The organism is Porphyrobacter sp. GA68 (assembly GCF_022605525.1).
Classification (GTDB): Bacteria; Pseudomonadota; Alphaproteobacteria; order Sphingomonadales; family Sphingomonadaceae; genus Qipengyuania_B.
Map to the genome: position 1 here is coordinate 392,751 of NZ_JAKQYJ010000001.1, position 25,026 is coordinate 417,776.

At 66.0% G+C, this 25,026-nt stretch carries 25 protein-coding genes and 1 tRNA gene; 5 read left to right on the forward strand and 21 right to left on the reverse strand.

Annotated elements, in window-relative coordinates:
* Nucleotides 1-32: 32 nt before the first annotated feature.
* From LHJ54_RS01915 to LHJ54_RS01950, 8 genes are all read right to left on the reverse strand, one after another.
* Entirely contained in the window at nucleotides 33-3,341 is a 3,309-nt protein-coding gene (locus LHJ54_RS01915) for an error-prone DNA polymerase (protein WP_228242178.1), read from the reverse strand.
* A 21-nt stretch (nucleotides 3,342-3,362) separates the two neighbouring features.
* Nucleotides 3,363-5,798 carry a DUF6504 family protein gene (locus tag LHJ54_RS01920; protein WP_228242180.1) on the reverse strand — a complete coding sequence of 812 codons (2,436 nt, stop codon included), beginning with the start codon at nucleotides 5,796-5,798 and terminating at the stop codon, nucleotides 3,363-3,365.
* Entirely contained in the window at nucleotides 5,713-6,465 is a 753-nt protein-coding gene (locus LHJ54_RS01925; RefSeq protein WP_228242182.1) for an ImuA family protein, read from the reverse strand. The genes LHJ54_RS01920 and LHJ54_RS01925 overlap by 86 nt, the downstream gene beginning before the upstream one ends.
* A 141-nt stretch (nucleotides 6,466-6,606) precedes the next feature.
* Nucleotides 6,607-6,682 (reverse strand) — tRNA-Lys (locus LHJ54_RS01930).
* Nucleotides 6,673-7,206 carry a 2-amino-4-hydroxy-6-hydroxymethyldihydropteridine diphosphokinase gene (folK, locus tag LHJ54_RS01935; RefSeq protein ID WP_228242183.1) on the reverse strand — a complete coding sequence of 178 codons (534 nt, stop codon included), beginning with the start codon at nucleotides 7,204-7,206 and terminating at the stop codon, nucleotides 6,673-6,675. The genes LHJ54_RS01930 and folK overlap by 10 nt, the downstream gene beginning before the upstream one ends.
* A complete protein-coding gene (gene aguB / locus LHJ54_RS01940) occupies nucleotides 7,203-8,069 on the reverse strand; it encodes an N-carbamoylputrescine amidase (protein WP_228242187.1) in 867 nt (288 codons plus the stop codon). The genes folK and aguB overlap by 4 nt, the downstream gene beginning before the upstream one ends.
* 10 nt (nucleotides 8,070-8,079) lie before the next feature.
* A complete protein-coding gene (locus tag LHJ54_RS01945) occupies nucleotides 8,080-8,811 on the reverse strand; it encodes an SIMPL domain-containing protein (protein WP_228244263.1) in 732 nt (243 codons plus the stop codon).
* A gap of 10 nt (nucleotides 8,812-8,821) precedes the next feature.
* On the reverse strand, nucleotides 8,822-9,700 hold the full coding sequence (locus tag LHJ54_RS01950) for a class I SAM-dependent methyltransferase (RefSeq protein ID WP_228242189.1): 879 nt from the start codon (nucleotides 9,698-9,700) through the stop codon (nucleotides 8,822-8,824).
* A gap of 101 nt (nucleotides 9,701-9,801) precedes the next feature.
* Here LHJ54_RS01950 and msrA point away from each other — a divergent pair, with 101 nt between their 5' ends.
* On the forward strand, nucleotides 9,802-10,338 hold the full coding sequence (gene msrA / locus LHJ54_RS01955) for a peptide-methionine (S)-S-oxide reductase MsrA (RefSeq protein ID WP_228242192.1): 537 nt from the start codon (nucleotides 9,802-9,804) through the stop codon (nucleotides 10,336-10,338).
* Between the two features lie 178 nt (nucleotides 10,339-10,516).
* On the opposite strand, the gene LHJ54_RS01960 is transcribed toward msrA, so the two are convergent.
* The 8 genes from LHJ54_RS01960 to LHJ54_RS01995 form a co-directional block, all read right to left on the reverse strand.
* Complete coding sequence (locus LHJ54_RS01960; protein WP_228242195.1) at nucleotides 10,517-10,960, reverse strand: rhodanese-like domain-containing protein; 444 nt, start codon at nucleotides 10,958-10,960, stop codon at nucleotides 10,517-10,519.
* Nucleotides 10,961-11,093: 133 nt separating this feature from the next.
* Complete coding sequence (acnA, locus tag LHJ54_RS01965; RefSeq protein ID WP_228242197.1) at nucleotides 11,094-13,766, reverse strand: aconitate hydratase AcnA; 2,673 nt, start codon at nucleotides 13,764-13,766, stop codon at nucleotides 11,094-11,096.
* A 409-nt stretch (nucleotides 13,767-14,175) separates the two neighbouring features.
* Nucleotides 14,176-15,099 carry a DMT family transporter gene (locus LHJ54_RS12750; protein WP_228242206.1) on the reverse strand — a complete coding sequence of 308 codons (924 nt, stop codon included), beginning with the start codon at nucleotides 15,097-15,099 and terminating at the stop codon, nucleotides 14,176-14,178.
* A gap of 106 nt (nucleotides 15,100-15,205) precedes the next feature.
* A complete protein-coding gene (gene arsB, locus LHJ54_RS01975) occupies nucleotides 15,206-16,261 on the reverse strand; it encodes an ACR3 family arsenite efflux transporter (RefSeq protein ID WP_228242209.1) in 1,056 nt (351 codons plus the stop codon).
* Nucleotides 16,254-16,661 carry an arsenate reductase (glutaredoxin) gene (arsC, locus tag LHJ54_RS01980; RefSeq protein ID WP_228242211.1) on the reverse strand — a complete coding sequence of 136 codons (408 nt, stop codon included), beginning with the start codon at nucleotides 16,659-16,661 and terminating at the stop codon, nucleotides 16,254-16,256. The genes arsB and arsC overlap by 8 nt, the downstream gene beginning before the upstream one ends.
* A complete protein-coding gene (locus tag LHJ54_RS01985) occupies nucleotides 16,658-17,119 on the reverse strand; it encodes an ArsI/CadI family heavy metal resistance metalloenzyme (RefSeq protein ID WP_228242214.1) in 462 nt (153 codons plus the stop codon). The genes arsC and LHJ54_RS01985 overlap by 4 nt, the downstream gene beginning before the upstream one ends.
* Nucleotides 17,119-17,466, reverse strand: a complete 348-nt coding sequence (locus tag LHJ54_RS01990; protein ID WP_228242225.1) for a helix-turn-helix transcriptional regulator — start codon at nucleotides 17,464-17,466, stop codon at nucleotides 17,119-17,121. Before LHJ54_RS01990 ends, LHJ54_RS01985 begins: the two co-directional genes overlap by 1 nt.
* 122 nt (nucleotides 17,467-17,588) lie before the next feature.
* On the reverse strand, nucleotides 17,589-18,326 hold the full coding sequence (locus tag LHJ54_RS01995; RefSeq protein ID WP_228242227.1) for a murein L,D-transpeptidase catalytic domain-containing protein: 738 nt from the start codon (nucleotides 18,324-18,326) through the stop codon (nucleotides 17,589-17,591).
* A 73-nt stretch (nucleotides 18,327-18,399) separates the two neighbouring features.
* Between LHJ54_RS01995 and LHJ54_RS02000 the strand changes: the two genes are divergently transcribed.
* The gene (locus tag LHJ54_RS02000; protein WP_228242230.1) at nucleotides 18,400-18,918 is read left to right on the forward strand and encodes a hypothetical protein; all 519 of its coding nucleotides are present in this window, start codon (nucleotides 18,400-18,402) and stop codon (nucleotides 18,916-18,918) included.
* A 12-nt stretch (nucleotides 18,919-18,930) separates the two neighbouring features.
* Here LHJ54_RS02000 and LHJ54_RS02005 read toward each other — a convergent pair whose 3' ends face one another.
* The 4 genes from LHJ54_RS02005 to ispG are packed head-to-tail and all read right to left on the reverse strand — an operon-like array spanning nucleotide 18,931 to nucleotide 22,307.
* Nucleotides 18,931-19,461 carry a TIGR02281 family clan AA aspartic protease gene (locus LHJ54_RS02005; RefSeq protein ID WP_228242231.1) on the reverse strand — a complete coding sequence of 177 codons (531 nt, stop codon included), beginning with the start codon at nucleotides 19,459-19,461 and terminating at the stop codon, nucleotides 18,931-18,933.
* A gap of 36 nt (nucleotides 19,462-19,497) precedes the next feature.
* On the reverse strand, nucleotides 19,498-20,427 hold the full coding sequence (locus LHJ54_RS02010; protein WP_228242232.1) for a histone deacetylase: 930 nt from the start codon (nucleotides 20,425-20,427) through the stop codon (nucleotides 19,498-19,500).
* A 3-nt stretch (nucleotides 20,428-20,430) separates the two neighbouring features.
* Nucleotides 20,431-21,165, reverse strand: coding sequence for a hypothetical protein (locus tag LHJ54_RS02015; protein WP_228242233.1), 735 nt, complete (start codon nucleotides 21,163-21,165; stop codon nucleotides 20,431-20,433).
* The gene (gene ispG, locus LHJ54_RS02020) at nucleotides 21,162-22,307 is read right to left on the reverse strand and encodes a flavodoxin-dependent (E)-4-hydroxy-3-methylbut-2-enyl-diphosphate synthase (protein WP_228242239.1); all 1,146 of its coding nucleotides are present in this window, start codon (nucleotides 22,305-22,307) and stop codon (nucleotides 21,162-21,164) included. Before ispG ends, LHJ54_RS02015 begins: the two co-directional genes overlap by 4 nt.
* Nucleotides 22,308-22,473: 166 nt before the next feature.
* On the opposite strand from ispG, the gene LHJ54_RS02025 reads away from it, so the two are divergent.
* From LHJ54_RS02025 to LHJ54_RS02035, 3 genes are all read left to right on the forward strand, one after another.
* Complete coding sequence (locus LHJ54_RS02025) at nucleotides 22,474-23,538, forward strand: CorA family divalent cation transporter (protein ID WP_228242242.1); 1,065 nt, start codon at nucleotides 22,474-22,476, stop codon at nucleotides 23,536-23,538.
* A gap of 2 nt (nucleotides 23,539-23,540) precedes the next feature.
* Nucleotides 23,541-24,089: a DUF924 family protein gene (locus tag LHJ54_RS02030; RefSeq protein WP_228242250.1), complete on the forward strand. Its 549-nt coding sequence runs from the start codon at nucleotides 23,541-23,543 to the stop codon at nucleotides 24,087-24,089.
* A 118-nt stretch (nucleotides 24,090-24,207) separates the two neighbouring features.
* Nucleotides 24,208-24,354, forward strand: coding sequence for a hypothetical protein (locus LHJ54_RS02035; RefSeq protein WP_228242251.1), 147 nt, complete (start codon nucleotides 24,208-24,210; stop codon nucleotides 24,352-24,354).
* Between the two features lie 133 nt (nucleotides 24,355-24,487).
* Here the strand turns inward: LHJ54_RS02035 and LHJ54_RS02040 are convergent, their stop codons facing one another.
* Nucleotides 24,488-25,018 carry a GNAT family N-acetyltransferase gene (locus tag LHJ54_RS02040; RefSeq protein ID WP_228242252.1) on the reverse strand — a complete coding sequence of 177 codons (531 nt, stop codon included), beginning with the start codon at nucleotides 25,016-25,018 and terminating at the stop codon, nucleotides 24,488-24,490.
* Between the last annotated feature and the right edge of the window lie 8 nt (nucleotides 25,019-25,026).

Sequence of the window (25,026 nt, forward strand, 5' to 3'; positions counted from 1 at the left end):
GCCTCGATCCGGCGGGGCCGGAACGTGCAGGACTAGTGAAAGTCGTGGCTCCTGATCGGGATCACGTCCTCCGGGTCGCAGCCTTCGCGGAAGGGCTTGTGGTAATCGCTCCGCGGCCTTGCGCGCAGCGGCGGGTCGCGGCTGTCGGGCGATCCGCCGCCGGTGGCGCCATCGGCCGGACTGGTAAGGCGCGGAAGATCAAAGTCTCCCAGCTGGCGAAGCATGAACGTGTAATCTTCGATACGGTCGGCGATGACATGGATGACCTCGCCCTCGCGCTGCACCTTGCCGACGACGCCGATCATGGCGGAGGACATGACCACGGTGCGATGCTTCTCGAACCTGTCGGGCCACAGGATGATGTTGGCCACTCCGCTCTCGTCCTCCATCGTGATGAACAGCACGCCCTTGGCGCTGCCGGGCTTCTGCCGGACCAGAATGATCCCGGCGAGACTGACCCGGCGGCCATCCTTGATGCCGGCAAGATCGGCGCAGCAAACCATGCCGCGACCCTCCAGCTCCTCGCGCAGGAAGTGGAGTGGATGCTGCCGCAAGGTGAGCTGGGTGGCGCGGTAATCCTCCACCACTTCGCGTCCGGCGGTCAGCGGGGCGAGCGTCACGGGCTGCTCCCGTCGCTCGGCATAGGCAAGGAGCGGCAGCGGGTTTTCGCCCAGCCCCTTTATGGCCCACAGCGCCTGTCGCCGGTCAAGGCCAAGGGAATGGAACGCATCCGCCCGCGCCAGCTTCTCCAGCGCGGCAAGGGGAACGCCGGAACGCCGCCACATGTCTTCCACCGAAGTGAACGCCCGCCCCTCCCGCGCGGCCAGGATGCGGGCGGCATGGATTTCGGCAAGGCCGTGGACAATCTTGAAGCCGAGCCTGAGGGGCAGGAGGCCGCTGGCGTCCGCCTCGTCCAGCAACCGGGTATCCCACAGGCTGTCGTTCACGCATACGGGGTGCACTTCCACCCCGTGTTCGCGCGCGTCGCGCACGATCTGCGCAGGTGCATAGAACCCCATCGGCTGCGCATTGAGGAGCGCCGCGCAGAACACGTCCGGGTGATGGCACTTCATCCATGACGAGGCATAGGCGATCTTGGCGAAACTCGCCGCATGGCTCTCGGGAAAGCCATAGGATCCGAAGCCCTCGATCTGCTTGACCAGCCGGTCGGCAAAATCGGGATTGATGCCGTTTGCCGCCATGCCGGCCATCAGCTCTTCCTTGAACTGCCCTACCCCCTGGGTGTATTTGAACGTCGCCATCGCCTTGCGCAGCTCGTCGGCGCGGGCGGGCGAGAAGCCGGCGCCTTCGATCGCGACCTTCATCGCCTGCTCCTGGAACAGCGGCACGCCATAGGTCTTTTCCAGCACCGCCTTCAGCCTTTCGCTGGGATATTCGAACTCCACATCCGGGTCGCGGCGCTTCTGCTCGCGGCGGCGAAGATAGGGGTGGACCATGTCGCCCTGGATCGGGCCCGGCCGCACGATCGCTACCTGAATGGCGATGTCGTAGAACGTTTCGGGCTTCATGCGCGGCAGCATCGCCATCTGCGCACGGCTTTCGATCTGGAACACTCCCAGCGTATCGGCGCGCTGGATCATGGCAAAGGTTTCGGGATCGTCGACCTGCATCTCTGGCGAGGCCAGCGTCAGCCGGATGCCCTTGTGCGTCTGGAGCAGTTCAAACGCGCGGCGCATGCAGCCAAGCATGCCCAGCCCGAGAATGTCGACCTTCATCAGGCCGAGCTCCTCGATATCCTCCTTCTCCCATTCCACCACCCAGCGGTCGGCCATCGCCGCGGGCTGGATCGGCACAATGCTGTGCAGCGGATCGCGGGTGAGGACAAAGCCGCCCGGATGCTGTGACAGGTGGCGCGGAGTGCCGATCAACTCGCGCGCCAGTTCCAGCGTCAGCGCCAGGCGCGGATCCGAACGGTCAAGGTTCAATGCATCCACATGGGCATCGGCAACGCCTTCCTCGGACCAGCCCCACACCTGTCCTGCCAGGGCACCCGTCATGTCCTCCGGCAGTCCCAGTGCCTTGCCCACTTCGCGCACGGCACCCCGCGCGCGGAAACGGCTGACAACCGCCGTCAGGGCAGCATGGTTGTGGCCATAGGTGGCGTAGATCCATTGAATGACGTCCTCGCGCCGCTCGTGCTCGAAATCGATGTCGATGTCGGGCGGTTCGCGCCGGTTTTCCGAAATGAACCGCTCGAACAGAAGCTTGTGCTCTATGGGATCGATGGAGGTGATCCCGAGCACGAAGCAGATGAGCGAATTGGCCGCCGACCCGCGACCCTGGCACAGAATGCCCTGACTGCGGGCATAGCTGACGATGGAGTTTACCGTGAGGAAGTAGGGCGCGTATTCCATCCGCTCGACCAGACGCAGTTCGTGGGCCAGCAGGTCCAGATAACGCTGATCAGGCACGCCGTTGAAGGGCGGCTGCCGGAACAGCCGGTTGAGCGCCGCCCGCGCCAGCGCTTCCAGCGCCTCTTGCGGCGACCTGCCACTCATCACGATCTCTTCAGGGTACTGGTAACGTATTTCCCGCAAGGAAAAGATGCAGCGTTCCGCAACCGCTTCAACAGCCGCCAGCGCCTCGGGATACCGCGCAAAGCGCCGCGCCATTTCATTTGGTGGCTGAAGGCAGCGGTCAGCCGACCGTTCGCGGCGCAGGCCCAGATCGTCGATCGTGCGCTTTTCGCGAATGGCCGTCACCACGTCCTGCAGCATCCGGCGATCGGGATGATGGTACAGCGCGTCTCCGGTGGCGAGCGGGGTCAGGCCGAACCGCTTGGCGGCGCGGGCGAGGTGGTGGAGCCGTCTGGCATCGTCGGGACGACGGCGCTGGGTGAGGCAGACATGCCCCCGGTCGGCACCGAAGATGTCGGCCATCCAGCCCAGATCGATCTCTTCCGCGCCATCGCAGCCCGGCACGAGCGCGGCCACCAGCCCTTTGGCATGGGCTTCCACGTCGTCCCAGTGAAGAAAGCACTGGCCCTTTTCACCGGCCCTGGGATCGGCCCGCTTGTTGCCGATGGTGAGCAGGGTGGTAAGGCGGCTCCAGGCGGCGAGATCCTCCGGCCAGACGAGCAGCGAAGCGCCAGAGACGAGATCCAGGCGGCAGCCGGCGATGGCACGGATATGCAGCCCTTCGTTCTCACGCAGCTGTTCGCTGGCATAAAGCGCCCGGACCAGCCCGGTAACCGAGTTGCGGTCGGTGATGCCGAGAGCCGGCATGCCCATGCACGCGGCGGTGGCGAACAGCTCCTCGCAGGATGAGACGCCCCGCAGGAACGAGAAGTGAGTGGTGGTCTGGAGTTCGCAGTAGGTCATGCCCGAATATGCCGGGGCCGCTCACCGGCCATGCAGATACCAGCTGAGATCGCCCGTTTCGCTGCGCACGCCGTCCCCGCGCCGGAACAGCCAGAACCGCTGCCCACCTTCATCCTCCACCCAGAAATAGTCGCGCACCGCGTGCCGCTCGGCCGAATCGCGCCACCATTCCCCCGTGATGCGCTCCGGCCCTTCGGCGCGCAGCACCCGGTATGAATGACCGCGCCAGCTGAACCGCCGGGGCGGCTGGTCGGGCAGTTCGGCAAGCACATGATCCACCCGTTCAGGACGGCGCAGCAGGCGGACGGGGCGCCGCCAGCGCGGGTGCCAGGGATGATCGGGCGGACGGGCATCAAGCTGGCGCACATCACCCTGTTTCACCTTGGCCTTGCGCTCACCCACATCCCCCAGCGGCGCGATCCGCCCCCAGGATCGCTCCGGCACATCGCTTTCGACCGGGATGGCGCGCCACAGCCGGCCGCTGCCGATGCGGTTGACGATGGCATCGATCAATGTCGCAAGGTCCGGTTCCGCCTCTTCGGCCAGAGCAGCGCCAAACGGTTCTGCGCCCAACGGCTCGGACCGGCGGACATGCAGCGACAGGGCATCGATGCCAAAGCCAGGCTCCACCTCCTCGATGCGCCGCAGCATCAGGCGCAGGATGTGCGGCGGATCGCGGGTGGCGCGCGCCAATCCGACACGGAAACGCTGCGGCACGCCATCGACCCGGGCGGCCGCGACCTCAATGGACCGTGCACCCAGCCCTGCCCCGGTCAGCTCCTGGCAAAGCAGCGGAACAAGCCGGCGCAACCAGTGTTCGATCGCATCGGCCGTGGCGATCGGTTCGGCAAAGCGCTGCTCCACGGCGATTGCCTGCGGCACCGCCACCGGATCGAGCGGTTCGGGGGCATGGCCCAGCGCCTGGTCAAGCCGCGCGACAATCGCCTGTCCGAACCGGCGCACCAGAGGGCCGCGCGGCATGGCGGCAAGCTGCCCGACGCTGTCCACGCCAAGCCGGGCCAGCAGTTCGAGAGCGGACGGAGCGAGGCGCAGCGCGGCAGGCGGCAGCGGGGAGAGCAGTTCCCCATGGCTGCCTGCTCCGGCAATCTGCACTGCGCCGCCATCACCATAGCGCGCCAGTGCCCAGGCCGCGCCCGCGCTGTCCGCCACCGCCACCCGCGCGCAAAAGCCATGCCGGGCGAGCAGGCGCACCAGCCTTCCGGCGAACTGCTTCTCTCCGCCGCGCAGGTGGGCAACCCCGGTCAGATCGATGAACAGGCCATCGCTATCCGATATCGCCACCACCGGAGACCACCGACGGGCGAGCAGTTCGGCCAGCCGCCGCAAGTCGGCTGCATCGCCTTGCTCGTCGGCGGGCCGGGCGTCCAGTTGCGGAACCTGTGCACGCGCCATGGTCAGCGCCATGCCAGGATGCATGCCCAACGCGCGTGCAGCAGGGCACACGGCGGCAAGTTCGACGCGCGATCCCGTCTTGCGCACCGTTGCCAGCGGCGGTTCTGCGGCAGGGACCACCCTGCCCGCAACCGTTTCGGTTTCCGGGCACACCCTGGCCACCACGCTGCGCAACGTGCGGCCGGTCTGAAAGAAGCGGCCCTGACCATGGCCGGGCGCGGCTGGCCTTATCTTGCCGTGATTGTCCGGATGCGGACCTTCGCCGGGATACTGGACTGCGGGCATGGCGGCGAACTGCGCCAGCGAAGGCGGCGCGATGGCGGCCGCCTCTCCACCATGCCCATCACGCGAGGAGGGGCGGGGTGTGCGCATTGCCCGGCGGACGGCCATATCTTCTCCCGGATACTGCACCGGCGGCATGGCGGCATGCTGCGCCAGGCTGCACCCCGCCTCATCCGGCCGCATGGGCCGGAACGGACTGCCCAGTACCTCGCTGCGGCGGGACAGTTCCTGACCGGATGGCCGCTGGTGCGCAGGCAGTGCATCGATTGCGGTCTGCACGTCCGAACCGCTCCAGCCGCGCGTTCCCGGCCTGAACAACGGCTCGGCCGCTTCGGTCCGGCGGGACAGTTCCTGCAGCGGCGCCGGCGCGCCAACCGTCGTTTCGGGTGAAGGGGGCACACCACGCCGGTTCGGGCCGGTACCAAAAGGATTGTCGGCCGCCTGGCTGACCCGGCCAAGTTCGCGTTGTGGCGGGCGGCGATGGGCAGGCAGCGCCTTTATGGCAGCGGCAACCTCTTCCCGCGTTTCGGCAAGGCCGCTTGTATCCCCCGCCGGATCGCTGCGCGCCCAGCGTGCGCCGGGGCGCCAGCCACCTTCCCTCGGCACCGAACAATGCTGCGCGCGCTCGGCCGCGGCCTCCGCTCCCAATGCGTTCAACGCGGCCCGCGCCCCGGTTTCAACCGGTGGCGCGTGCCGCCGCTCGCTCCGCCGCAGCCGGTCGATCGGCCAGTTGGGCAGGTAGAGCGAGGCGACCCGTTTCATCCGCAGCCTCCACGATAAGTTCGAAAGGATTGCCACCGCGCTGGCGTGCGCAGGCCAAATGCCAGCAGGCGCGGCCAAGCCCGTCCCATGCCACGCGAGGTGAGGGCGCGCACCCCACCCGCCAGCGCGTCACCGCCGCCGAAGGAACGCCGAACGAGTCGGCCCCTTCGCGTGACGGACGTCTGAGGAGCAGGGCCATGGTATTGCCTCCTTCCGCGGCCAGTTGCAGGCGACGGGTGGCAGCGGTGGGTACACGCTTGGCCTCACCGATCACCGCGCCCAGACCGCGATGACGCACCCCTTCCTCCATCACGGCGAGCAGTTCGGCATCACTGCCTGCCTCGGCATAGAGCACACGTTCCGGAGCGAGTCCGATCTGGTAGAGTCCGGGCGCAAACAGATCGCGTGTGCGGATTATCCACAATATCGAACGACCGGTGCGTGCTGCGATGCTGGCCAGGAACAGCGTTGCGGCCGCATCGCTGGCCCAGCCGGCGTCGAGAGCCGTTGCCTCGTGCAGAGCATCGACACGCAGGCCGCCCCGGACAAGCTGTTCATCTACTGCCTCGCAGCCGAACGGCAATGTCGCAAGCTCCTGATTACCGGCGCTTTCCAGAGCGCAGATCGTGCGGCGCAGTTCGGCCAGAGAGGGTACAGGATGACTCACGACGGGACTCGCAACAATTTATGTTCACGTTATGTTCCACAAATTCCGGCAGGTCAAACGGGTTGCGATGCACCTCTTCCTCGGGTGCAATTGAAGCTGACTTTATGCACGGCGTGAGGGGAGGGTGGTGACTTCGACGGGTGGTGAGCCCTGCTGGGCTCGAACCAGCGACCTAGTGATTAAAAGTCACGCGCTCTACCTACTGAGCTAAGGGCCCACGTACCCTGCCGGGTCTGGAGCCGCCCACCTAAGGACGGGTTGCGGCTTGGTCAAGCGGGCAAGGAGATGCCGGATGCGGATACCTGTTGCCGGGTCGCGCCACTCCGGCGCGATCATCGCCGCTGGTTGCAGCACAAACCGGCGCTGCCGGCACATCGGGTGAGGAATGGTGAGCGTCGGGTCGTGCCATGCCCCTCCATTCCAGAAAATAATATCGCAGTCGAGCACCCGCGCACTCCAACGCTGTCCACCGGTCCTGCGGCCGAATTCACGCTCCAGCCGCTTCAGCGCCTTCAGCAACTCCGGCGGAGGCAGGTCGGAGACAAGCACCGCCGCGCCATTGGCGTAGCGCCGCCGCGAAGGACCGATCGGCGCGCTCTTGGCCACAGGGGCAAGCGCAAGCACCTCTCCCAGCCGCGACATCTGCCGGCCCGCTTCTCGCACCACCCGCTCGGGCGATCCAAAGCGGCGATGCCGTTCATTCGAACCCAGGGCGACAAGATACTGGTGCGTACCGCTCAAACATCCTCGCAGATGCGGCCGTACAGCTGCGGACGCCGATCGCGGAAGAAGCCCATGCCCGCCCGGTGCCTGGCAGCGGTGGCGAGGTCCAGCGTCTCCACCAGCACGCCCGTCTCCTCCCGCCCGAATTCGGCGATCTTGTCGCCCCATTCGTTGGTGATGAAGCTGTGGCCGTAATAGGTATGGCCATCCCCTGCGCTGCTGGTCTCGGTGCCGATGCGGTTGGCAGCAACCACCGGCATGCAGTTGGAGACGGCATGCCCCTGCATCGCGCGCTGCCACATGCGGCTGGTGTCGAACGACGCGTCATAGGGTTCGGACCCGATGCAGGTGGGGTAGAACAGTACTTCGGCCCCCATCAGCGCCATCACCCGCGCGCATTCGGGATACCATTGGTCCCAGCACACGCCGACCCCGATGCGGACACCGAAGACGTCCCATACCTTGAACCCGTCGTTGCCGGGTCGAAAGTAGTACTTCTCCTCGTAACCCGGCCCATCCGGGATGTGGCTCTTGCGATAGGTGCCGATGATCCCGCCATCCGGGCCGATCATGGCGAGGGTGTTGTAATAGTGGTGCCCGTCGCGCTCGAAGAAGCTGGTGGGGATGGCGACCTTGAGGCTGTTCGCCAGCCGCTGCATCGCCAGCACGCCGGGATGCTCCGCCGTCGGGCGGGCGCGGGCGAACAGCTCCTCCTCTTCCGTCTTGCAGAAGTAGGGGCCAGTGAACAGTTCGGGCGGCAGCACCACCTGCGCGCCCTTGCCCGCAGCCTCCTCCACCAGCGCGGCAACGGCGGCGATATTGGTCTGCTCGTCCTCAGACCCCAGGGCGAGTTGCAGCGCGGCGACGGTCAGCTGGGTCATAGGCGGCGCGCTACCGGGGCACGAGCGCGAAGTCCACCTGCACCGCGACCGAGCTGGTCGTCTGCCCGGCGAGCACGCGGCCGCCTTCTTCCGCCACCGGGCGCATGACGTCGCCTTGCACCTGAGGCGCAACCACCGGCGGCGGTGCAACTGATACCGCGCCCGGCAGATAACGGCTGCCTTGCGCCCCGCCAGCGTCGCGGATGGTGAGAACGCGGCCGATTTGCATATCCGCCGCCTCAGCATACGCCTCCGCCCGCTTCCTCGCCGCGCGATAGGCGTTGGCATAGGCCGAGTTGGCGGCGGCTTCCGGGTCGGACTGGCGGAAGTCGGGTCCGGAGACGATGTTCGCGCCTGCATCGGTGACGGCGGAGACAACATCCCCCACCCTGTTTACGTCCCGGATGGTGACGCTGACCACGTTGGACGCCTGGAACTGCCCCCGCCGCTCGCCATAGTCGATCCGCTGCACGCCGATGGCGCGGGTCTGGATATCCTGCTCGGTGATGCCGCGCGCCTTGAGCGCCGCGACAATCTCGTTGATGTCGGCCGCCGTGGCGTCGCTGGCAGCGCGGGCAGTGGCGGCCCAGTTGTTCACGCCCGCCTGGAACCGGGCCTGGTCGGGCCGCGTCTCCGCCTCGCCGATGGCGGAGACGGAGAGGAGCGTTTCCTCGTGCTCGACGCCGCGCGGATCGTACACGGTGTCGCTGCAAGCCGTGAGCAGCAGCGCAGCGGCCAGCACCGCCCGCAATTTACTTCGCCTTGCGGAACAGCAGGGTCATGCGGTCGCTTTCGCCCAGCCCCCGCAGGTCCTCGCGCTGGGTGCGCAGGATCGGGGGCATTTCCCATACGCCTTCGGCATGGTTGGCGGTATCGCGCGGATTGGCGTTCACCTCGCTAGCCCCCACCAGTTCGAAGCCGTTGAGCCGCATAATTGCGATCACGTCGTCCTGGCGCATGTAGCCCTTGGAGCCGTTGGCGTAGCTCCACGGCGCGTCGGCGCGGGCGCGGTGCTGCTCCACCCCGATCATGCCGTCGTCCTTCAACAGTTCACGCATGGCTTTCAGTTCGCTGTCGGCGATGTTGCGGCCAACAAGGTTGTGCATCATCCGGGGCACAATGATCCGGTCGAAAGTGCCGCGCTCGGCCTCCGGAACGCCGTCCAGCGTGGAGGCCGCGAAGCGGTCCGCCGGCAGCCCGGTGAAGCCCGCCACATCCGCCGGGAACTTGGCGGCGGCCGCACGGAGCCGGTCCTGTCCGGCGGCGTCGGCGGCTGTACTCGTGGAAAAAAACAGGCCGACCAGCTCGCCCTCTCCGCCCAGATAATGCCCCAGCAGGCGCGAGAACCAGCCGCCGCCCGGCGCATACTCGCCCACTTTCATGTCCGGCGCGATCTGCCAGAAGGCGAGGGTTTCAGCGGGATGGCGATAGGCGTCGCGAGCGCGATCCTCGGCCCGGGTGGGATGGTTGATGGCCGCCGACAGAGCCTCGCCGTGCTGGCGGAGGAAGGCGGCGCTGTCGCCGGCGAGCGCCTGGTGCTGCACAGCGGAATGGGCGGAATGGTCCGCCGCCTGCTGTGCAGCGACTGGCATGGCAGCGGCTGCAAACAGGCTGGCAAGGATAAGGCGCATGGGAAATTCTCCGGTGAACAGATGCCGCGCACCTTAGCGCGCAAGGCGGCGGTGACAAGCGACGCCGGCCTTCCTACCTGTGCGGGCAGAGGAGATTGTACATGAGCGAACAGGCAATTGTGGCTGGCGGCTGTTTCTGGTGCACCGAGGCGGTGTTTCGTGACGTGGTCGGGGTCAGCGAGGTCGAAAGCGGCTATATCGGCGGGCAGACGGCAAATCCCAGCTACAAGGAAGTCTGTTCCGGCACCACCGGCCATGCCGAAGCGATCCGCGTGACCTATGATCCGGCGGTGCTGAGCTATGGCGATCTGCTCGACGTGTTCATGGGCACCCATGACCCCACGCAGTTGAACCGGCAGGGCAATGATGTCGGCACACAATACCGCTCCGCCATCTTTCCCCTGTCTGACGAGCAGCGGGCCGAGGCAGAGGCCGCGATCGGTCGGTGGAACGCGGACCATGGCGCCATGGCGGTGACGACGATCGAAGGCCCGGCCGAGTGGTATCCGGCCGAGGATTACCACCAGGAATACTGGGAAGGCGAAGGCCAGCGGAACCCGTATTGCCTCGCGGTGATCCCGCCCAAGCTGCAGAAGCTGCGCAAGAGCTTCGCGGGCAAGGTGCGGGAGACGGCGTAGCTTGGGTCAGCGGAAGGGGTGCGCACGGCGGCCATTGGACCGCCATCTCCCGTGCTCGTTCGGGCGATGGCAAATCTTTCCGGCGCGTAACGCCTCCCGCTCCTGGCACGTGCGACGTCGAGTGATGCATCGCGGGATCGACCCGGCGGCGCGGTTGCGCGGCAGAGCGTTACCGGTCCTAGCGGCGGCGGGGATCGTCCGCGGGCTGGTTGGCGATGGATGCATATCCGGCAGTCGTCCATGCGCCAAAGCCTCCCGCCAGGTGCCGCACGACACCGCCGCGGACAGCCGCAAGCTTCTCTGCCGCCTCCTGCGATCGACGTGACGTGCCGCAGTACAGGATGATTTCCCGCGACCGATCGTCCGGAATGGCCGCCGCATCAAAGTGAGTAAGCGGCATGTTGAGCGCCCCGGCAATCCGCCCGTCGGCGAATTCGTAAGGGGTCCGTACGTCGATCAGCACCACCTGTCCCGAGTCGACCAACGCCTTTAACTGCGGCGCGGAGAGGGTGGCAACCCGCGCCTCCGCCGTCGAAACGGCACTGGGTGAAGCAACCTGAGCATCGGTCGAGGCGCACCCCGGAACAAGAATGGCCGCCGCGGCAAGCAGAAGAACACGCATTACCCAACTCTCCTCGTTCGACACAGGCAGCGCCGATCTGATAACTAGCCGTCCCCTTAACCCTGACCCCGTGCGCGCAGTTCCGGTCTTGCGAACCGTCGCCCGGCCAGGCCGGCGACTTCCGGTTCAACCATCAAGCAGCCAGTTTGCGGATCACGTAGGGCAGGATCCCGCCATGGCGGAAATACTCCAGCTCGTTAGGCGTGTCGATGCGGCACAGGGTGGTAAAGGTGAACCCGGTGCCGTCGCCGCGGGTCACGGCGACCTCCACCTGCTGCCCCGGCTGGAGGTCGGCGACGCCCCGGATGGTGAAGCTGTCGTCGGCCTTGAGGCCCAGTGTCGCCCGGCTCTCGCCCTCGCGGAATTGCAGCGGCAGGACGCCCATGCCGACAAGGTTGGAGCGGTGGATGCGCTCGAAGCTTTCGACTATCACTGCCCGCACGCCGAGCAGCGCGGTGCCCTTCGCCGCCCAATCGCGGCTGGAGCCCGTGCCGTACTCCTTGCCTGCGATGACGACCAGCGGCGTGCCATCGGCCTGGTGGCGCATGGCGGCATCGTAGATCGGCATGCGTCCGCCCTTGTACAGGGTGTAACCGCCTTCCACCCCTGGCACCATTTCGTTCCTGATGCGGATGTTGGCGAATGTGCCGCGCATCATCACTTCGTGGTTCCCGCGCCGGCTGCCGTAGGAGTTGAAGTCGGCGCGGGCGACCTGGTGGCTCTTCAGATACTCGCCAGCAGGCGAGTCTTCCTTGATCGAGCCGGCCGGGCTGATGTGGTCGGTCGTGACGCTGTCGCCCAGAATGGCAAGCGGACGGGCATCGGTGATGTCGAGCACCGGGGAGGGGGTCATCTCCATGCCGTCGAAAAACGGCGGATTGGCGATGTAGGTGGAACCCGCGCGCCACTGATAGGTGTCAGACGCGGTGACGGTGATGGCGCGCCAGTGCTCGTCCCCGTCGTACACGTTGGCATAGCGGCTGGTGAACATGGAGCGGTCGATGTTGGCCGCGCGCAGGTCCGCGATCTCGAGATTGGATGGCCACACATCGGCCAGCATCACATCGCGACCCTGCTGGTCCTGCCCCAGCGGAGTACTGGTGATGTCCTCCGTCACCGTGCCTTTGATCGCGTAGGCGACCACCAGCGGCGGCGATGCGAGGAAGTTGGCGCGCACATCAGGCGATACGCGGCCTTCAAAGTTCCGGTTACCCGACAGGACAGAGGCCGCTACGATGTCGTTGCCGTTGATGGCCTGGCTGATAGGCCCCGGAAGCGGTCCGGAGTTACCGATGCAGGTGGTGCAGCCGTAGCCCACGAGGTCAAAGCCCATGGCATCAAGGTCGTCCTGAAGTCCGGACTTGATGAGGTAGTCGGTGACGACCTGGCTGCCGGGCGCAAGGCTGGTCTTGACCCACGGCTTGGGCTTCAGGCCGCGCTCCCGCGCCTTCTTGGCCACAAGCCCCGCAGCGATCAGCACGTCAGGATTGGAGGTATTGGTGCACGAGGTGATGGCGGCGATCACGACGTCGCCATCACCGATCTTGTGGTCGCGGCCCTCCACCTCGACCCGCTTGGCCGCTGCCTTGCCGTACACCGTCTTGAGCTCGGCATTGAACAGTTCATCCACCTGCGGCAACGCAACGCGGTCCTGCGGCCGCTTCGGTCCCGCCAGCGACGGCACCACACTACCCATGTCGAGTTCGAGCGTGCGGGTGAACACCGGCTCGTGCGCGGGGTCGAACCACAGCCCCTGTTCCCGGTTGTACGCCTCCACCAGGGTAATCGTGTCCTCGTCCCGGCCGGTCAGGCGCAGATAATCAAGCGTCTTTTCGTCTATGCCGAAGAAGCCGCAGGTCGCACCGTATTCGGGGGCCATGTTGGCAATCGTCGCCCGGTCCGCCAGCGAAAGATTGGCAACGCCTGGGCCGTAGAATTCGACAAAGCTGCCCACCACTCCGATGTCGCGCAGCATCTTGACGCAGGTGAGCACCAGATCGGTGGCAGTGACGCCTTCTGCGAGGCGGCCGTCCAGACGGAAACCTACAACCTGCGGGATCAGCATCGAAATCGGCTGGCCCAGCATGGCCGCCTCGGCCTCGATCCCGCCAACGCCCCAGCCCAGCACGCCCAGGCCGTTGACCATCGTGGTGTGGCTGTCCGTGCCCACGCAAGTGTCGGGATAGGCGACAAGGTTGCCGTCAGGTGCCTGCGACGACCATACGCCCCGCGCGATATATTCCAGGTTCACCTGGTGGCAGATGCCGGTGCCGGGTGGCACGGCGGAAAAGTTCTGGAAGCTCTTTGAACCCCATTTCAGGAAGTCGTAGCGTTCCGCGTTGCGGGCGTATTCCAGGTCCATGTTGGCCTGCATCGCCTTGGGGTGACCGAATTCGTCCACCATGACAGAATGGTCTATAACGAGATCGACGGGCACCTGCGGGTTGATCCGCGTGGTATCGCCCCCCAGCGCCTTGATGGCATCGCGCATCGCGGCAAGGTCGACGACGCAGGGCACCCCGGTGAAATCCTGCAGCAGGACGCGCGCAGGGCGGAACTGGATTTCCTTCCCGGTCGCAGGGTTGTTTTGCCAGTCCACCAGCGCCTGTGCGTGTTCCTGCCCCACGGTGAAGCCTTCGTCCTCGAACCGGAGCATGTTTTCCAGCAGGACCTTCAGCGTGATGGGCAGGCGCGATACATCGCCCAGTCGCTCCGCCGCCTTGCGCAGTGAGTAATAGGTGTAGCTCTTGCCGTTAACTTCCAGGGTGGAGCGGGTGGCTAGGGTGTCGGTGCCGACCTGGGTCATGCGCAAGGATCCTTCGTATCTGCTTTGCTGGCAGCGCCGCCCGGCGGAAGCTCCGGCGGCGCACCGTGATATGCGCGCTGCCCTGCGCGCAAGTGTACGCAAAATCAAGCCTGCGGCCCCGCCGAACCAGGTTGACGCCCGCATTAACCTTATATTAGGCAATGCACGGGAAAATCGGTGGACTGGCCGGGGAAAGCTGCCCCGGAACCAGTGGAGGGTCGTCAATGTCTGCTGCCAGCAATACCATGCCGCGCCGTTCCGTGCGCGTGGCCGTGATTTTAGCCACTGCGGGAGTAGCGCTCTGCTTCGCAGCCGCGTTTGGCCTCATCGAACAGCGTGTCAGCGCCGAACCCGCTTCCGCCGAAGCAGCCCGCATCACGGACTAGCATCCGCGACCAGACGGCGGTCGTCAGACGGCGGTCGCCAGCGGCCGTCGTGGCCGCGCGGTAATCCAGCAGCCGAGCACGATCAGCACCGCGCCCGTTGCGGTCGTCACCGTGACGTTCTCGGCAAAGAAAAGCCAGCCAAACAGCGCCGCCCACAGAAAGCCGCTGTATTCGATCGGCACCAGCGCCTGCGCCTCTGCCCGGCGGTAGGCCCACGAAAAGCACAGCAGTGCGCCGATCGCCAGGACCGCCCCGCCGATGATCGCCAGCCAGGTGTGCTGCGTCTGCGGCCATTGCAGCAGCCAGGGCGAGGCGCCAAGCAGGACCAGGGCCACCACCCCGTTCTGGAACAGGCCGATCTCCAGCGGCTTGGCAAGCAGCGCCTGTTGCCGCTGCAACACCAGATTGAAAGCGTACAGCAGCGCCGAAAAGATGATTGCCGCAAGGCCCAGCACGGCATCTTCGGTCATCCGTTCCCGCCCGATCCGTCCGCTGACGATGACCAGCGTTCCCGCCAGCCCCAGCAGCGCCGCGATGACCGCTTCGCGGCGGACCTTTTCCCCCAGCATCAGGGCCGACAGCCACAGGGCGACGAGGGGCGCGATGAAGGAGATGGCGATGGCCTCGGCCAGCGGCAGGCGGACCACCGCGAAGAAGAAACTCCACCCCATGAACGCCACCACGACGCCGCGGATCAGATGAACGCGCAACGCCGCCCTGGCCGGCCAGCGGCCGCCGGTGACCCGCCATACCGGCGCGATAAGGGCCAGGCCGATCACGCAGCGGATGAAGAAGGCACTGTACGCCCCTACTGCCAGCGCCGCCGCCTTGATCGCTGCGTCCATCGCGGAAAACAGCCCTACCCCAATTAGCGTGACGAGGATTGGCACAAGGGGGTGATCGCGGCGCACATTGTTGCCGTTAGCGGCAGTTGGCGCACCGGTCACGTGTCTGCTTCTTTAAACCGGCCGCTCTGCAGGCGGCGTACCCCACCGGGGTGAACGGCGGGGTGCCTAACGGTCCGCTGACCGCCCGGCACTCCTCACAAGCGGGCTAGTCCGGAAAACGGCGGCGCGTGGCGTTTGCGAAAGCAACCAGCGACAGCATGACAGGCACTTCAACCAGCACACCCACCACCGTGGCCAGAGCCGCCCCGCTGCCAAGCCCGAACAGCCCAATGGCCACGGCGACTGCCAGTTCGAAAAAGTTGGACGTGCCGATGAGCGCGCATGGCGCAGCAATGGGGAACGGCACCCGCCATGCCCAGGCTGCCGCGTAGGTGACAAAAAAGATCGCGTAGCTTTGAATGATTATAGGCACGGCAATGAGCGCGATGAGCAGCGGCCGCGAAGCGATCACCTGACCTTGAAAGCCAAACAGCAGCACCACCGTCAACAGCAGTCCAACGACCGAAAGCGGTTTCAGCCGAGCAATGAACTGGCGCACGGGAGCATCGTCGGCTCCGCCCGGGGGAAGCAGCAACCGCCGGGTTATCACCCCCGCTACTAGCGGCACAACCACATACAGGACGGTGGAAAGCAACAATGTCTCCCACGGCACCGCGATATCTGTGACCCCCAGCAACAACGCGACGATGGGGGCAAAGGCGAACACCATGATGATGTCGTTTACCGACACCTGAACCAGGGTATAGGCGGGATCTCCCCGCGTCATCTGCGACCACACGAACACCATTGCCGTGCACGGCGCCGCGCCGAGCAGGATCAGGCCGGCAATGTACTGCTGGGCGTCTGCCGGCGCGATCAGATCGGCGAAGATCACTTCGAAGAACAACACGGCCAGCCCGGCCATGGTGAACGGCTTGACCAGCCAGTTTACCACTACGGTAAGCACGAGCCCCTTGGGACGCTGGCCAATCTGACGCAGGCTGGCAAAATCGACCGCAATCATCATCGGGTAGATCATGGCCCAGATCAGCACCGCCACCGCGAAGTTGACCGACGCGTATTCCAGTCTGGCCAACGCGCCGAACGCATCGGGCGCCACATTGCCCAGAAGCAGCCCGGTGCCTATCGCCAATGCTATCCACAGCGAGAGCCATTTCTCGAACAGGCCCAGTGCATTGGCTTTGCCAGCGGGTTCAGCCATTTGCCCTCACGACGTCCCCATCTTCCTTGACGAAATCGTCGTAGAGCGGCCTGTCCAGCAGTTCCAGCACCTGCTCCGAAGGCCGGCACAGCTTTGCGCCACGATCCGTCACGACTATTGGCCGGTTGATGAGGATCGGATGCTCCACCATCCTCTCCAGCAATATCTCCTCGGTAAGATTTGGGTCGTCGAGGCCCAGTTCCTCATAGGGCGTGCCCTTTCGCCGCAGGAGATCGCGGGCCGTGATATTCATGCGCGCCAGCAGCGAACCAAGTTCCCCGCGCGATGGGGGGGTTTTCAGATACTCGATCACTTCCGGCTCGATGCCGGTCGCGCGTATCAGTGCCAGCGTGTTGCGCGACGTTCCGCACGACGGGTTATGGTAGATGGTGACGCTCACAAGCCGCGCTCCGAGGAGGAGGAGTCAGGGGTGCAGCAGTTCGCCGCGTTTCCATTCGCCTTTAGAGCCACAAGATCGGGGCTATCGCCATAAACTGTGGATGCGCCATTGGTGAAGAATGTTTCCCACACCACACCTTGCGGATCGGCGATCCAGCTCTTTTGCGATCTGGCGTAGCAGCAGGTCGTGGCGCCCTCCTCAACGACCGGTCGATCGGCGGCCTTCAGGCGGCCGTAGACCTCCTCCAGTTCATCCGCATTCTCGACCTGGATGCCGAGATGCTCCACTCCCTTGTGCGGGTTGCCGGAGGAAATGGCGAAATTTACCCTGGGGTCGTCCAGCATCCATTTCGCGTAATCGGCTTTTGTAACAGTGGGTTCAGCACCGAAAAGGGTGGAGTAGAACCGCACAGACAGATGGAGATCTTCCACTCCGACGTGGACGTGCAGGCGTTTCATCAGCAATCCTTTCCCTCAGACCGGCTGGCGTGATTGTTGACCGGGAAGTCGGAGTCGCAGGCTGCGCCTCCACAGCAGTTTTCCAGCAGGTAAGCGACCAGCGCGTTCATGGCATGGTAGTCAGCCGTATAGATGAGCGAGCGACCTTCCCGTCGCTGCCGGATCAGCCCCGCTCTCGTCAGGTGCGACAGATGGAACGACAGCGACGAGTTCGGGACGCCGAGTTGCTGTGCTACTGCGCCGGCGGACATGCCTTGCGCCCCCGCCTGAACCAACAGGCGGAACAGGGTCAGCCGATGATCCTGCGCCAGCGCGCCAAGTGCTTCAACCGCTGAGCTGGCCGTCATTTCCATACCAATGGAACTATTCGATCAGGGCATCTTGGTCAACAAATAGTTCGACGTAACTCGAACGATTGCCCAGCGCACACCAGTATGGTGCTATATTGTCGCGGCGCGCTCTCTCCGGGTCAGTAAACCCCCGGCAGCATCCTTTCCCGCCCATACGCCTTGTCCGGCATCAGCGGGCGCAGTCCGCCCGGCAGCAGGGTTGCCAGGTCACCGCTGGCGTTCACCCCGAAGCTGTCCGCCAGCAGCAGCCTGCCCTCGGGCAGCAGGTTGATCGCGTGACCAAAATCAGCCGGGTCCATGGCGAAACAGCCAAAGGATCGGCCAAGCTTTCCGTGCCGCTCTACGTGGCTGGCGCGTGCATAATCGGCCGCATGACCCACTATCGCACGCGGGCGGGCATTGCTGTTGGTCGGGTCGAGCCCGTCGAGGCGGAAGGAAGTGCCGTACTTGCCCTCGTAAACCTCGCCCGTGCGATACGCGCCGCGGCTGGTGGCGAGGGAACCGTTGGCGTTGGAGTAGGATTTCAGCCAGCCATCATGATCGGGATCCGACCCTTGGCCGTGGGTGACCCGGAAGGAGCGAACCTTGTTCATTTCGAACGACAGGAAATGCAGCCGCTCCTTGGCGGAATGGTGGCCATAGTCGACGATGGCGACCACATCGCGCATGGGAATGGCGCTGCCGAGGCGTTCCAGCTGGTCGTGAGCAATGGCGAAGAGGCGCCGGTCGCGAGGAGACAGTGTGCTGGGCGCGGCGTAAGAGGGTGTGGCGAGGGTGGCCGGGGCGGCCGACAGTGCGGCACCGGCAACCGCGGCTGCCTTGAGAAAGCCACGCCGATGGACGATGGTATGAAACATTAACCCGCCATAGCATACTGTCCTGCCAGACGCATGAACAGTTTGCAGCCGTTGATGATGGGAGGAGACAGCAGTGCGGCGAGTTTATGATGCAGCGGCTTGCGCTGCAGCGCTGCTGATGGCCGGGTGTGCATCCTCTCCTTCGCTCGCCACCGCTCCGGCATCTCCGGCCGGGACGCAGGTGGCCGCTTCCGACGGACGCGCGATCGTTCGCGACGCCGCGGCTCTCGACCGGCTGTTGAACAACGCGGGCGTCACCCTGCAATGGATCGGCTGGAATCAGCGCGGCTCGGCATTCGTGCGGGAAGAGGGCGGCGTCGTACACCTCACTGCCTCGCAAGTGGAAGTAAACGGGCCGGGATCGTTGTATGTGACCGGGCGGGTGACGGAGATCGGCAGCGACTATTTCACCTTCGCGGGACGGATCGACATTGTAAATACGCCCGACAGGGGGCGCACCTGCTCGGCGGAGCGGGCGGACTGGCGCTTCGCAGTGACACAGAACCGTCCGTATTGGCGCCTGCGCGATTTCGAATGGTGCGATGACCTGACGGATTACATCGACATCTACTTTCCGGGCACGCGTCCCTGACGCTGACCCAGTTCAACTGCTGCCCAGCACCATGCGGCCGTTTTCGATCTCGACCCGGCCAATCCCGCCAAGGAAGCTCTGGCCCAGCAGTGACACATGCAACCCATCGGGGATGATTGCCGCCTGGACATTGCGGACGCGGTGACCGTCCACTTCAACCTCCGGCAGGACGGCCGGCACCCCGAGGACGTTTCCCCCTGCCCCCTGGCCGATCACCTGCAGATCGGCCGATCGCCACGATAGGCCCAGGGCCCGCGCATCGTCGCCGGTCAGTGCGACAATGCTGGCGCCGGTGTCGACGAGCATGTTTGCCGTTCGGCTGCCCACCCGCACATCGGCGTAATAGTGGCCGTCCGCCGCGCGCGGCAGGACCGTCTTGCCGGCACCAGCGGTCCGCGCCGCTCCGCTGGTATCTTTGGGCGCAGCGGCATCCGCCGGAGCATCACGGGCCGGAGCGGCATTCCCGTCACCCTCCGCGCGCGGCACCAGAAGCAGCGCCGCTCCGAACACGAGAAGGGCGATGACGATGGTACGGTTCAGCATGGCCGCCCGGTGTTACGCCGGGCCGGTTAAGCAAGCCTAAACCGCCCGGACCGGAGGGCGCGCGCAATAGCGGGCGTTCTCTTCGGCCATCGCCAGCATGGACGCGGCATGGCGGCGCCCGACCACCATCGGATCGCAGCCGTATCCGCCGCCCAGCGCAGATGCCACAGGCACACCGCGTTCGCGCGCCTCGCGAATGACCATGCGGTCGCGCGCCGCAAGGCCGGCGTCGGTCAGTGCCAGCCGGCCGAGCCGATCGTCCTGATGCGGATCAACGCCGGCCTGATACAGCACCAGGTCCGGTCGGAAACGGTCGAGCAGGGGCGGCAGGTGCCGTGCGAGCTGCGCAAGGTAAGCGGCATCGCCGGTTCCGTCCTCCAGCCCCACATCCAGGTCGGACCGCGCCTTGCGCACCGGAAAGTTCTTGGCCGCGTGCATCGAGAACGTGAACACGTCAGGCCGTCCGGCCATCAGCGATGCGGTGCCATCGCCCTGATGCACGTCGAGATCGACGACAAGAATGCGCCGCGCACTTCCTTCCGCGATCAGCCGGTGCGCGGCCACTGCCAGATCGTTGAACACGCAATACCCGGCGCCCGTGTCATGCAGCGCGTGATGACTGCCCGCAGCCGAGTTCGCGGCATAGCCATGCCGCAGCGCCAGGCGGGCCGCCAGCCAGGTGCCGCCATTGGTGTGCTGCACGCGCGCGGCGATGTGCGGCGTTACCGGAAAGCCGATCCGCCGTTCCTTGGCCGGCGCGACGGCCGCGTTCAGCACTTCGTCCACATATGCGGGATCATGCACCGCCTCCAGCCAGCGGCGCGGCATCGGCTGGGGCGCGTGTTCGGTCAGCGGCCGGCCGCTCGCCCGCAGCGCGACCATGACCGCCTGGTACTTGTCGAAGCGGAATGTGCCGCGTGCCGGTTCGGGGGCGACATAGTCCGCGTGGTGAACGACGTGCAGCACGGGTCAGGCTGCCGCCAGCACACCGCTTCGTCGCCCCTCGGGCAGTCGCCAGCCATGGTGCAGCGCGGTTCCCGCCATGGTCGCGAGCAGACCGACGACCAGGCTGTCCCACACCATCAGCGCCCACACCACCGGTTCGGCCGCGCCCATCGCCCAGCGGTGGTTTGCGCCGTGCAGCCATTGCAGGGGCGTCCACACCGCCGCAGCGAACACGATCATGCGCAAGGCGGACAGCCAGCCGGCGCGGGTGGCAAAGGCCGCGCGCAGCGTCACGTCCCGATCGCCCGCCAAACCCGCCACCAGCAACACCAGCGAGGGAAGCGCGGCCAGCATCAGCACAACGTCGATGACCGGGGTCCACGGGTCGCCGAGCACCGGCTCTACCAGCCATCCCGGCACGGCGCTCAGCGCGATGAGCAGGAGCGCCAGGGCCACCGCGCTCCACCGCACATCGCGCAGATTCCACCATCGCTGCGGGCGACCGTGACTGCCCCAGCAGCGGATGGTGGCAAGGATGGCCAGCAGAAGGCCGGCGATCTTGGTGTAACCGAAGACCCAGCGGGCGGGATCGCTCGCCGCCGCCCGCGCGATCTCGCCGCCGTCGAACATGCCCAGCCGGATCTCTGCCACGTGCTGCGCAAATTCAGGCAGCACGATCAGCAGCGGAATGACCGGCGCCAGCCACCAGATGCGCACTCCGTCGCGCAGCACGGCGGCGAACCGGCGCAGCACACTCATTCGGCGGCCACGCCCATCCCGTCCGCGTCGCCCGCGTCGCTCATCCCGGCTTCGATCTCTGCTGCCTTGGCCTCCACCAGCCGGACGATGTGGTCGATCATGCCGTCATCCGCGACATGGTGGTCGGTAACGCCCGACAGATAGACCATGTGCCGGCCCTTGCCGCCGCCGGTGATGCCGATGTCGGTTTCGCGCGCTTCGCCAGGGCCGTTGACCACGCAGCCCAGCACGGAAAGCGAAAGCGGCGTCTTGATATGCTCCAGCCGCTTTTCCAGCGCTTCCACCGTGCGGATGACGTCGAACCCCTGGCGCGAACAGGACGGGCAGGACACGACCCGCACCCCGCGCGTCCTGAGGCCCAGCGACTTCAGGATCTCGAACCCGACCTTCACCTCCTGTTCCGGTTCGGCCGACAGGCTGACCCGGATGGTGTCGCCGATCCCGGCCCACAGGAGCGAGCCGATGCCGATGGCGCTCTTGACCGTGCCGCCGACAAAGCCGCCCGCTTCCGTGATGCCGAGATGCAGTGGGCAATCCACCGCGTCGGCAAGGCCGTGGTAGGCGGCGACCGCAAGGAACACGTCGCTGGCCTTCACCGCCACCTTGTATTCGTGGAAATCGTGGTCCTGCAGCAGCTTGATGTGGTCGAGCGCGCTTTCGATCAGCGCTTCGGGACACGGTTCGCCGTATTTTTCGAGCAAGTGCTTCTCGAGGCTGCCGGCGTTGACCCCGATGCGGATGGCGCATCCGTTCGCCTTGGCCGCGCGAACCACCTCGGCCACCCGCTCGGGCGAGCCGATGTTGCCGGGGTTGATGCGCAGGCACGCTGCGCCCGCGTCCGCCGCCTCCAGCGCGCGTTTGTAGTGGAAGTGGATGTCGGCGACGATCGGCACCCGCGCCGCGCGGGTGATCAGCCGGAACGCGCGGCTCGCCTCCTCGGTCGGGCAGGACACGCGGATGATGTCGGCGCCTGCATCCTCGCACCGGCGGATCTGGTTGATGGTGGCGACCGCATCCTCTGTCGGCGTGTTGGTCATGGTCTGCACGGTGATCGGCGCATCTCCGCCGACCGGCACGTTGCCGACCATGATCTGCCGGCATGGGCGCCGCTCAATCGTGCGCCAGGGTCTGATTGCACTCATCCGTTCGTCTCACCTGAAAGGCACTTGGACCGCATGTTACACTGTCCAGGAGCAAAAAAGCCGCAGCCCATGCGGCCGCCCTGCTCGCAAGCGATATGAGGCGCACGTTGCCGATTTGCGACTTGTTTCATGCCCCGCTAGCTAGCACGGCGCAAATCTTTAGGAAATGCGCAGTGGAACAGGCAGCAACCTTCGGCCGGAGGAGCGGGATCTTGCAGGTGGCGGGTTGATCGAAAATCAGGACAGGCCGGGGGATGAACCGCTGCTGTTCGGCCGCGTGCTGGATGGTCAGGGCGGCGCGCGTGTGATCGGGTGGGCAGAGGCGCAGGACTGGTCGCCCGCCACAGCGCAGGAGGTGATGTGGCTGCACCTCGACCGCACGGCGCCGGGCGTCCAGCGCTGGCTGCAACAGGGGTTCCGCATCCCCGAACCCACCGCCGAAATGCTGACCAGCGACGACACAAGGCCGCGCGCCTTCCGCGAGGGCGATGCTCTCGTCGCCACCCTGCGCTCCATCAACTTCAACCCCGGCGCGCAGCCCGAGGACATGGTGTCGATGCAGCTGTGGAGCGACGGGCGGCGCGTCCTGACGCTGCGCCGTCACCGGTTGCAGGCGCCGCGCCAGGTGCTCGCCCGGATCGACGGTCCTGCCGCCGCCCCGACCGATGCGGGTTCGCTGGTGACCCAGCTGCTGGAGGAGATGGTCGGTCACATGAACAGCACGGTGATCGACATGAACGAACAGATCGACCGGATGTTCGCCAGCGACGGGACTGGTGGCAAGGCCGACGACGTGCTGGAGGGCATCACCGCCATCCGGCGCGACTGCCTGGCTTTGAAACGGCACATGGGGCCGCAGCATATCGCCCTGGAGGCAATCGCCCGCGAGGCACCTGCCTGGTTCGAGGAGCACGACCGTCGGGAAATCCACGAAAGCAGCGCGCTTCTGCGCCGGTTTCTGGACGACATCGACGTCAGCAAGGAAAGTGCCGTGGTGCTGATGGACGAAATTCGTGCCCGTTCCATGGCGCGGGGCGAGCGGACCAATCGGGCGCTTACGGTGGTGGCGACCGTGTTCCTGCCGCTGACGTTCCTGACCGGCCTGCTGGGCATGAACGTGGCCGGCATCCCGGCGGCTGACCACCCGTTCGCCTTCTGGGGCGTGATGGCGGCGTGTATCGCCACCCTGCTGGTGCAACTGCTGCTGTTCCGCCGCTGGGGGTGGCTGTGACGATGGCGCGACGGGGGTGGGCGGCCGACCTGCATCATTTCTGGTTCCACAAGCTTGGCCCCGCCGACTGGTTCGGCGGCGGCCCCGCGGTGGACGAGGCGATCCGCGCCCGCTTTGCCCGCTGGCACGCGATGCTGCGCAGCCAGCCTGCGGGCAGCTTTCTCGACAGCCCGCGCGGTGCGTTGGCCGCGGTGCTGCTGTTCGACCAGGTGCCCCGGAACGTGTTTCGCGGCACACCCGCAGCATTCGCCACCGACCCGCTCGCGCTGGCGATCACAAAGGCGGTGCTGCGGCGTCGTTGGGACCACAGCATGACGCTTTCCGAACGCCAGTTCCTGTACATGCCGCTGATGCACAGCGAAGACATCTGCGATCAACGCCTGTCCCTGCGCCTGTTCGCGCAATTACCCCGCCGCCTTGGTTGGGACTTTGCCCGCTCGCACCACCGGATGATTGCCCGGTTCGGTCGCTACCCCCACCGCAACGCGGTGCTAAGCCGCGACAGCAGCACGGCGGAGGAGCGCGCGGTCGCGGTGGGCAATGCCTGGTGACGTGATCGCGGAGTTCCGCGCGTTGCAGCCACGCGCGGCTTGAGCAATCTGGCGTACTCGCCTTTTTCAAGGAACATCGCGGCGTCCCTTCTGGTTAGGTTAACGAAGGAGAACGTGCATGACCGATCAAAAGAAGAAGGGCGACTTCAACCAGTGGCAAAAGGAAGACGTCGGCGGCAACCGCAAGCAGGACAACTCCGACGAGGCCAGCCGCAGCAACACCGACACGGCAAACCAGAACAGCGGGACCGGCAAACGGGACTAAGCGGCCACCGCTTCATCCCTAACGCGCAGGTGGTGATTTGCCGGTCGCCCGCGGGCCGCGACCGGCGCGTTTGCAAAGGGGGGTGCGCAGAGCCGGCTCTGCGGGGCGCCGCCACGGACCGCGTGGCGACAGGTTAGCAGACGCCGTCCATCCTGAGTTCGTACAGGTATTCATCGTCGCGGTGGCTGCCCACCCAGAAATCGACATCCGCGATCTTGCGAAAGCCGTGGCGGGCGTAAAACCGTTGCGCACCCGTGTTGTCGCAATAAACCGACAGCTGCACCGCGTCGTGGCATGCCGCCCGCGAAAACTCTAGCGCCCAGTCCATCAGCAATGCGCCGACCCCCTGCCCCGTGCAGGCCGGATCGGCGTAAAGCTGGCCAAGGCAGATCGGATTGGCAGCATCCGAATGGTGAGCGAACGGGCTGGGCCAGTACAGCTTGCAGAAGGCGACCAGCCGATCTGCGTCCCACGCCAGCCGGTACGCGCGGGTCGGGTCGCACACCTCCCGGGCAATCACGTCGCCGGCGTACACCTCCCGCAGAAAGCTGGCGAGATCGGCATCATCGTAGAGGTGTCCGAAGGCCGCCACAAAGCTGGCGCGGCCCAGTCGGGCAAGGTCGGGCACATCGGACATGGAAGCGGGGCGCAGGGTGTATGTCACCCTGCGCC

What these genes read in the sequence shown, in the direction of transcription:
- arsB (WP_228242209.1), bottom strand. Translation starts at nt 16,261, where the DNA reads ATGGCTGAACCCGCTGGCAAAGCCAATGCACTGGGCCTGTTCGAGAAA.
- LHJ54_RS01920 (WP_228242180.1), bottom strand. Translation starts at nt 5,798, where the DNA reads ATGAAACGGGTCGCCTCGCTCTACCTGCCCAACTGGCCGATCGACCGG.
- LHJ54_RS01960 (WP_228242195.1), bottom strand. Translation starts at nt 10,960, where the DNA reads ATGCGTGTTCTTCTGCTTGCCGCGGCGGCCATTCTTGTTCCGGGGTGC.
- LHJ54_RS02025 (WP_228242242.1), top strand. Translation starts at nt 22,474, where the DNA reads ATGCGCAGTGGAACAGGCAGCAACCTTCGGCCGGAGGAGCGGGATCTT.
- LHJ54_RS02035 (WP_228242251.1), top strand. Translation starts at nt 24,208, where the DNA reads ATGACCGATCAAAAGAAGAAGGGCGACTTCAACCAGTGGCAAAAGGAA.
- LHJ54_RS01990 (WP_228242225.1), bottom strand. Translation starts at nt 17,466, where the DNA reads ATGACGGCCAGCTCAGCGGTTGAAGCACTTGGCGCGCTGGCGCAGGAT.
- ispG (WP_228242239.1), bottom strand. Translation starts at nt 22,307, where the DNA reads ATGAGTGCAATCAGACCCTGGCGCACGATTGAGCGGCGCCCATGCCGG.
- LHJ54_RS02030 (WP_228242250.1), top strand. Translation starts at nt 23,541, where the DNA reads ATGGCGCGACGGGGGTGGGCGGCCGACCTGCATCATTTCTGGTTCCAC.
- LHJ54_RS01950 (WP_228242189.1), bottom strand. Translation starts at nt 9,700, where the DNA reads ATGCGCCTTATCCTTGCCAGCCTGTTTGCAGCCGCTGCCATGCCAGTC.
- LHJ54_RS02015 (WP_228242233.1), bottom strand. Translation starts at nt 21,165, where the DNA reads ATGAGTGTGCTGCGCCGGTTCGCCGCCGTGCTGCGCGACGGAGTGCGC.
- msrA (WP_228242192.1), top strand. Translation starts at nt 9,802, where the DNA reads ATGAGCGAACAGGCAATTGTGGCTGGCGGCTGTTTCTGGTGCACCGAG.
- LHJ54_RS01985 (WP_228242214.1), bottom strand. Translation starts at nt 17,119, where the DNA reads ATGAAACGCCTGCACGTCCACGTCGGAGTGGAAGATCTCCATCTGTCT.
- LHJ54_RS01915 (WP_228242178.1), bottom strand. Translation starts at nt 3,341, where the DNA reads ATGACCTACTGCGAACTCCAGACCACCACTCACTTCTCGTTCCTGCGG.
- acnA (WP_228242197.1), bottom strand. Translation starts at nt 13,766, where the DNA reads ATGACCCAGGTCGGCACCGACACCCTAGCCACCCGCTCCACCCTGGAA.
- LHJ54_RS02005 (WP_228242231.1), bottom strand. Translation starts at nt 19,461, where the DNA reads ATGCTGAACCGTACCATCGTCATCGCCCTTCTCGTGTTCGGAGCGGCG.
- LHJ54_RS01995 (WP_228242227.1), bottom strand. Translation starts at nt 18,326, where the DNA reads ATGTTTCATACCATCGTCCATCGGCGTGGCTTTCTCAAGGCAGCCGCG.
- aguB (WP_228242187.1), bottom strand. Translation starts at nt 8,069, where the DNA reads ATGACCCAGCTGACCGTCGCCGCGCTGCAACTCGCCCTGGGGTCTGAG.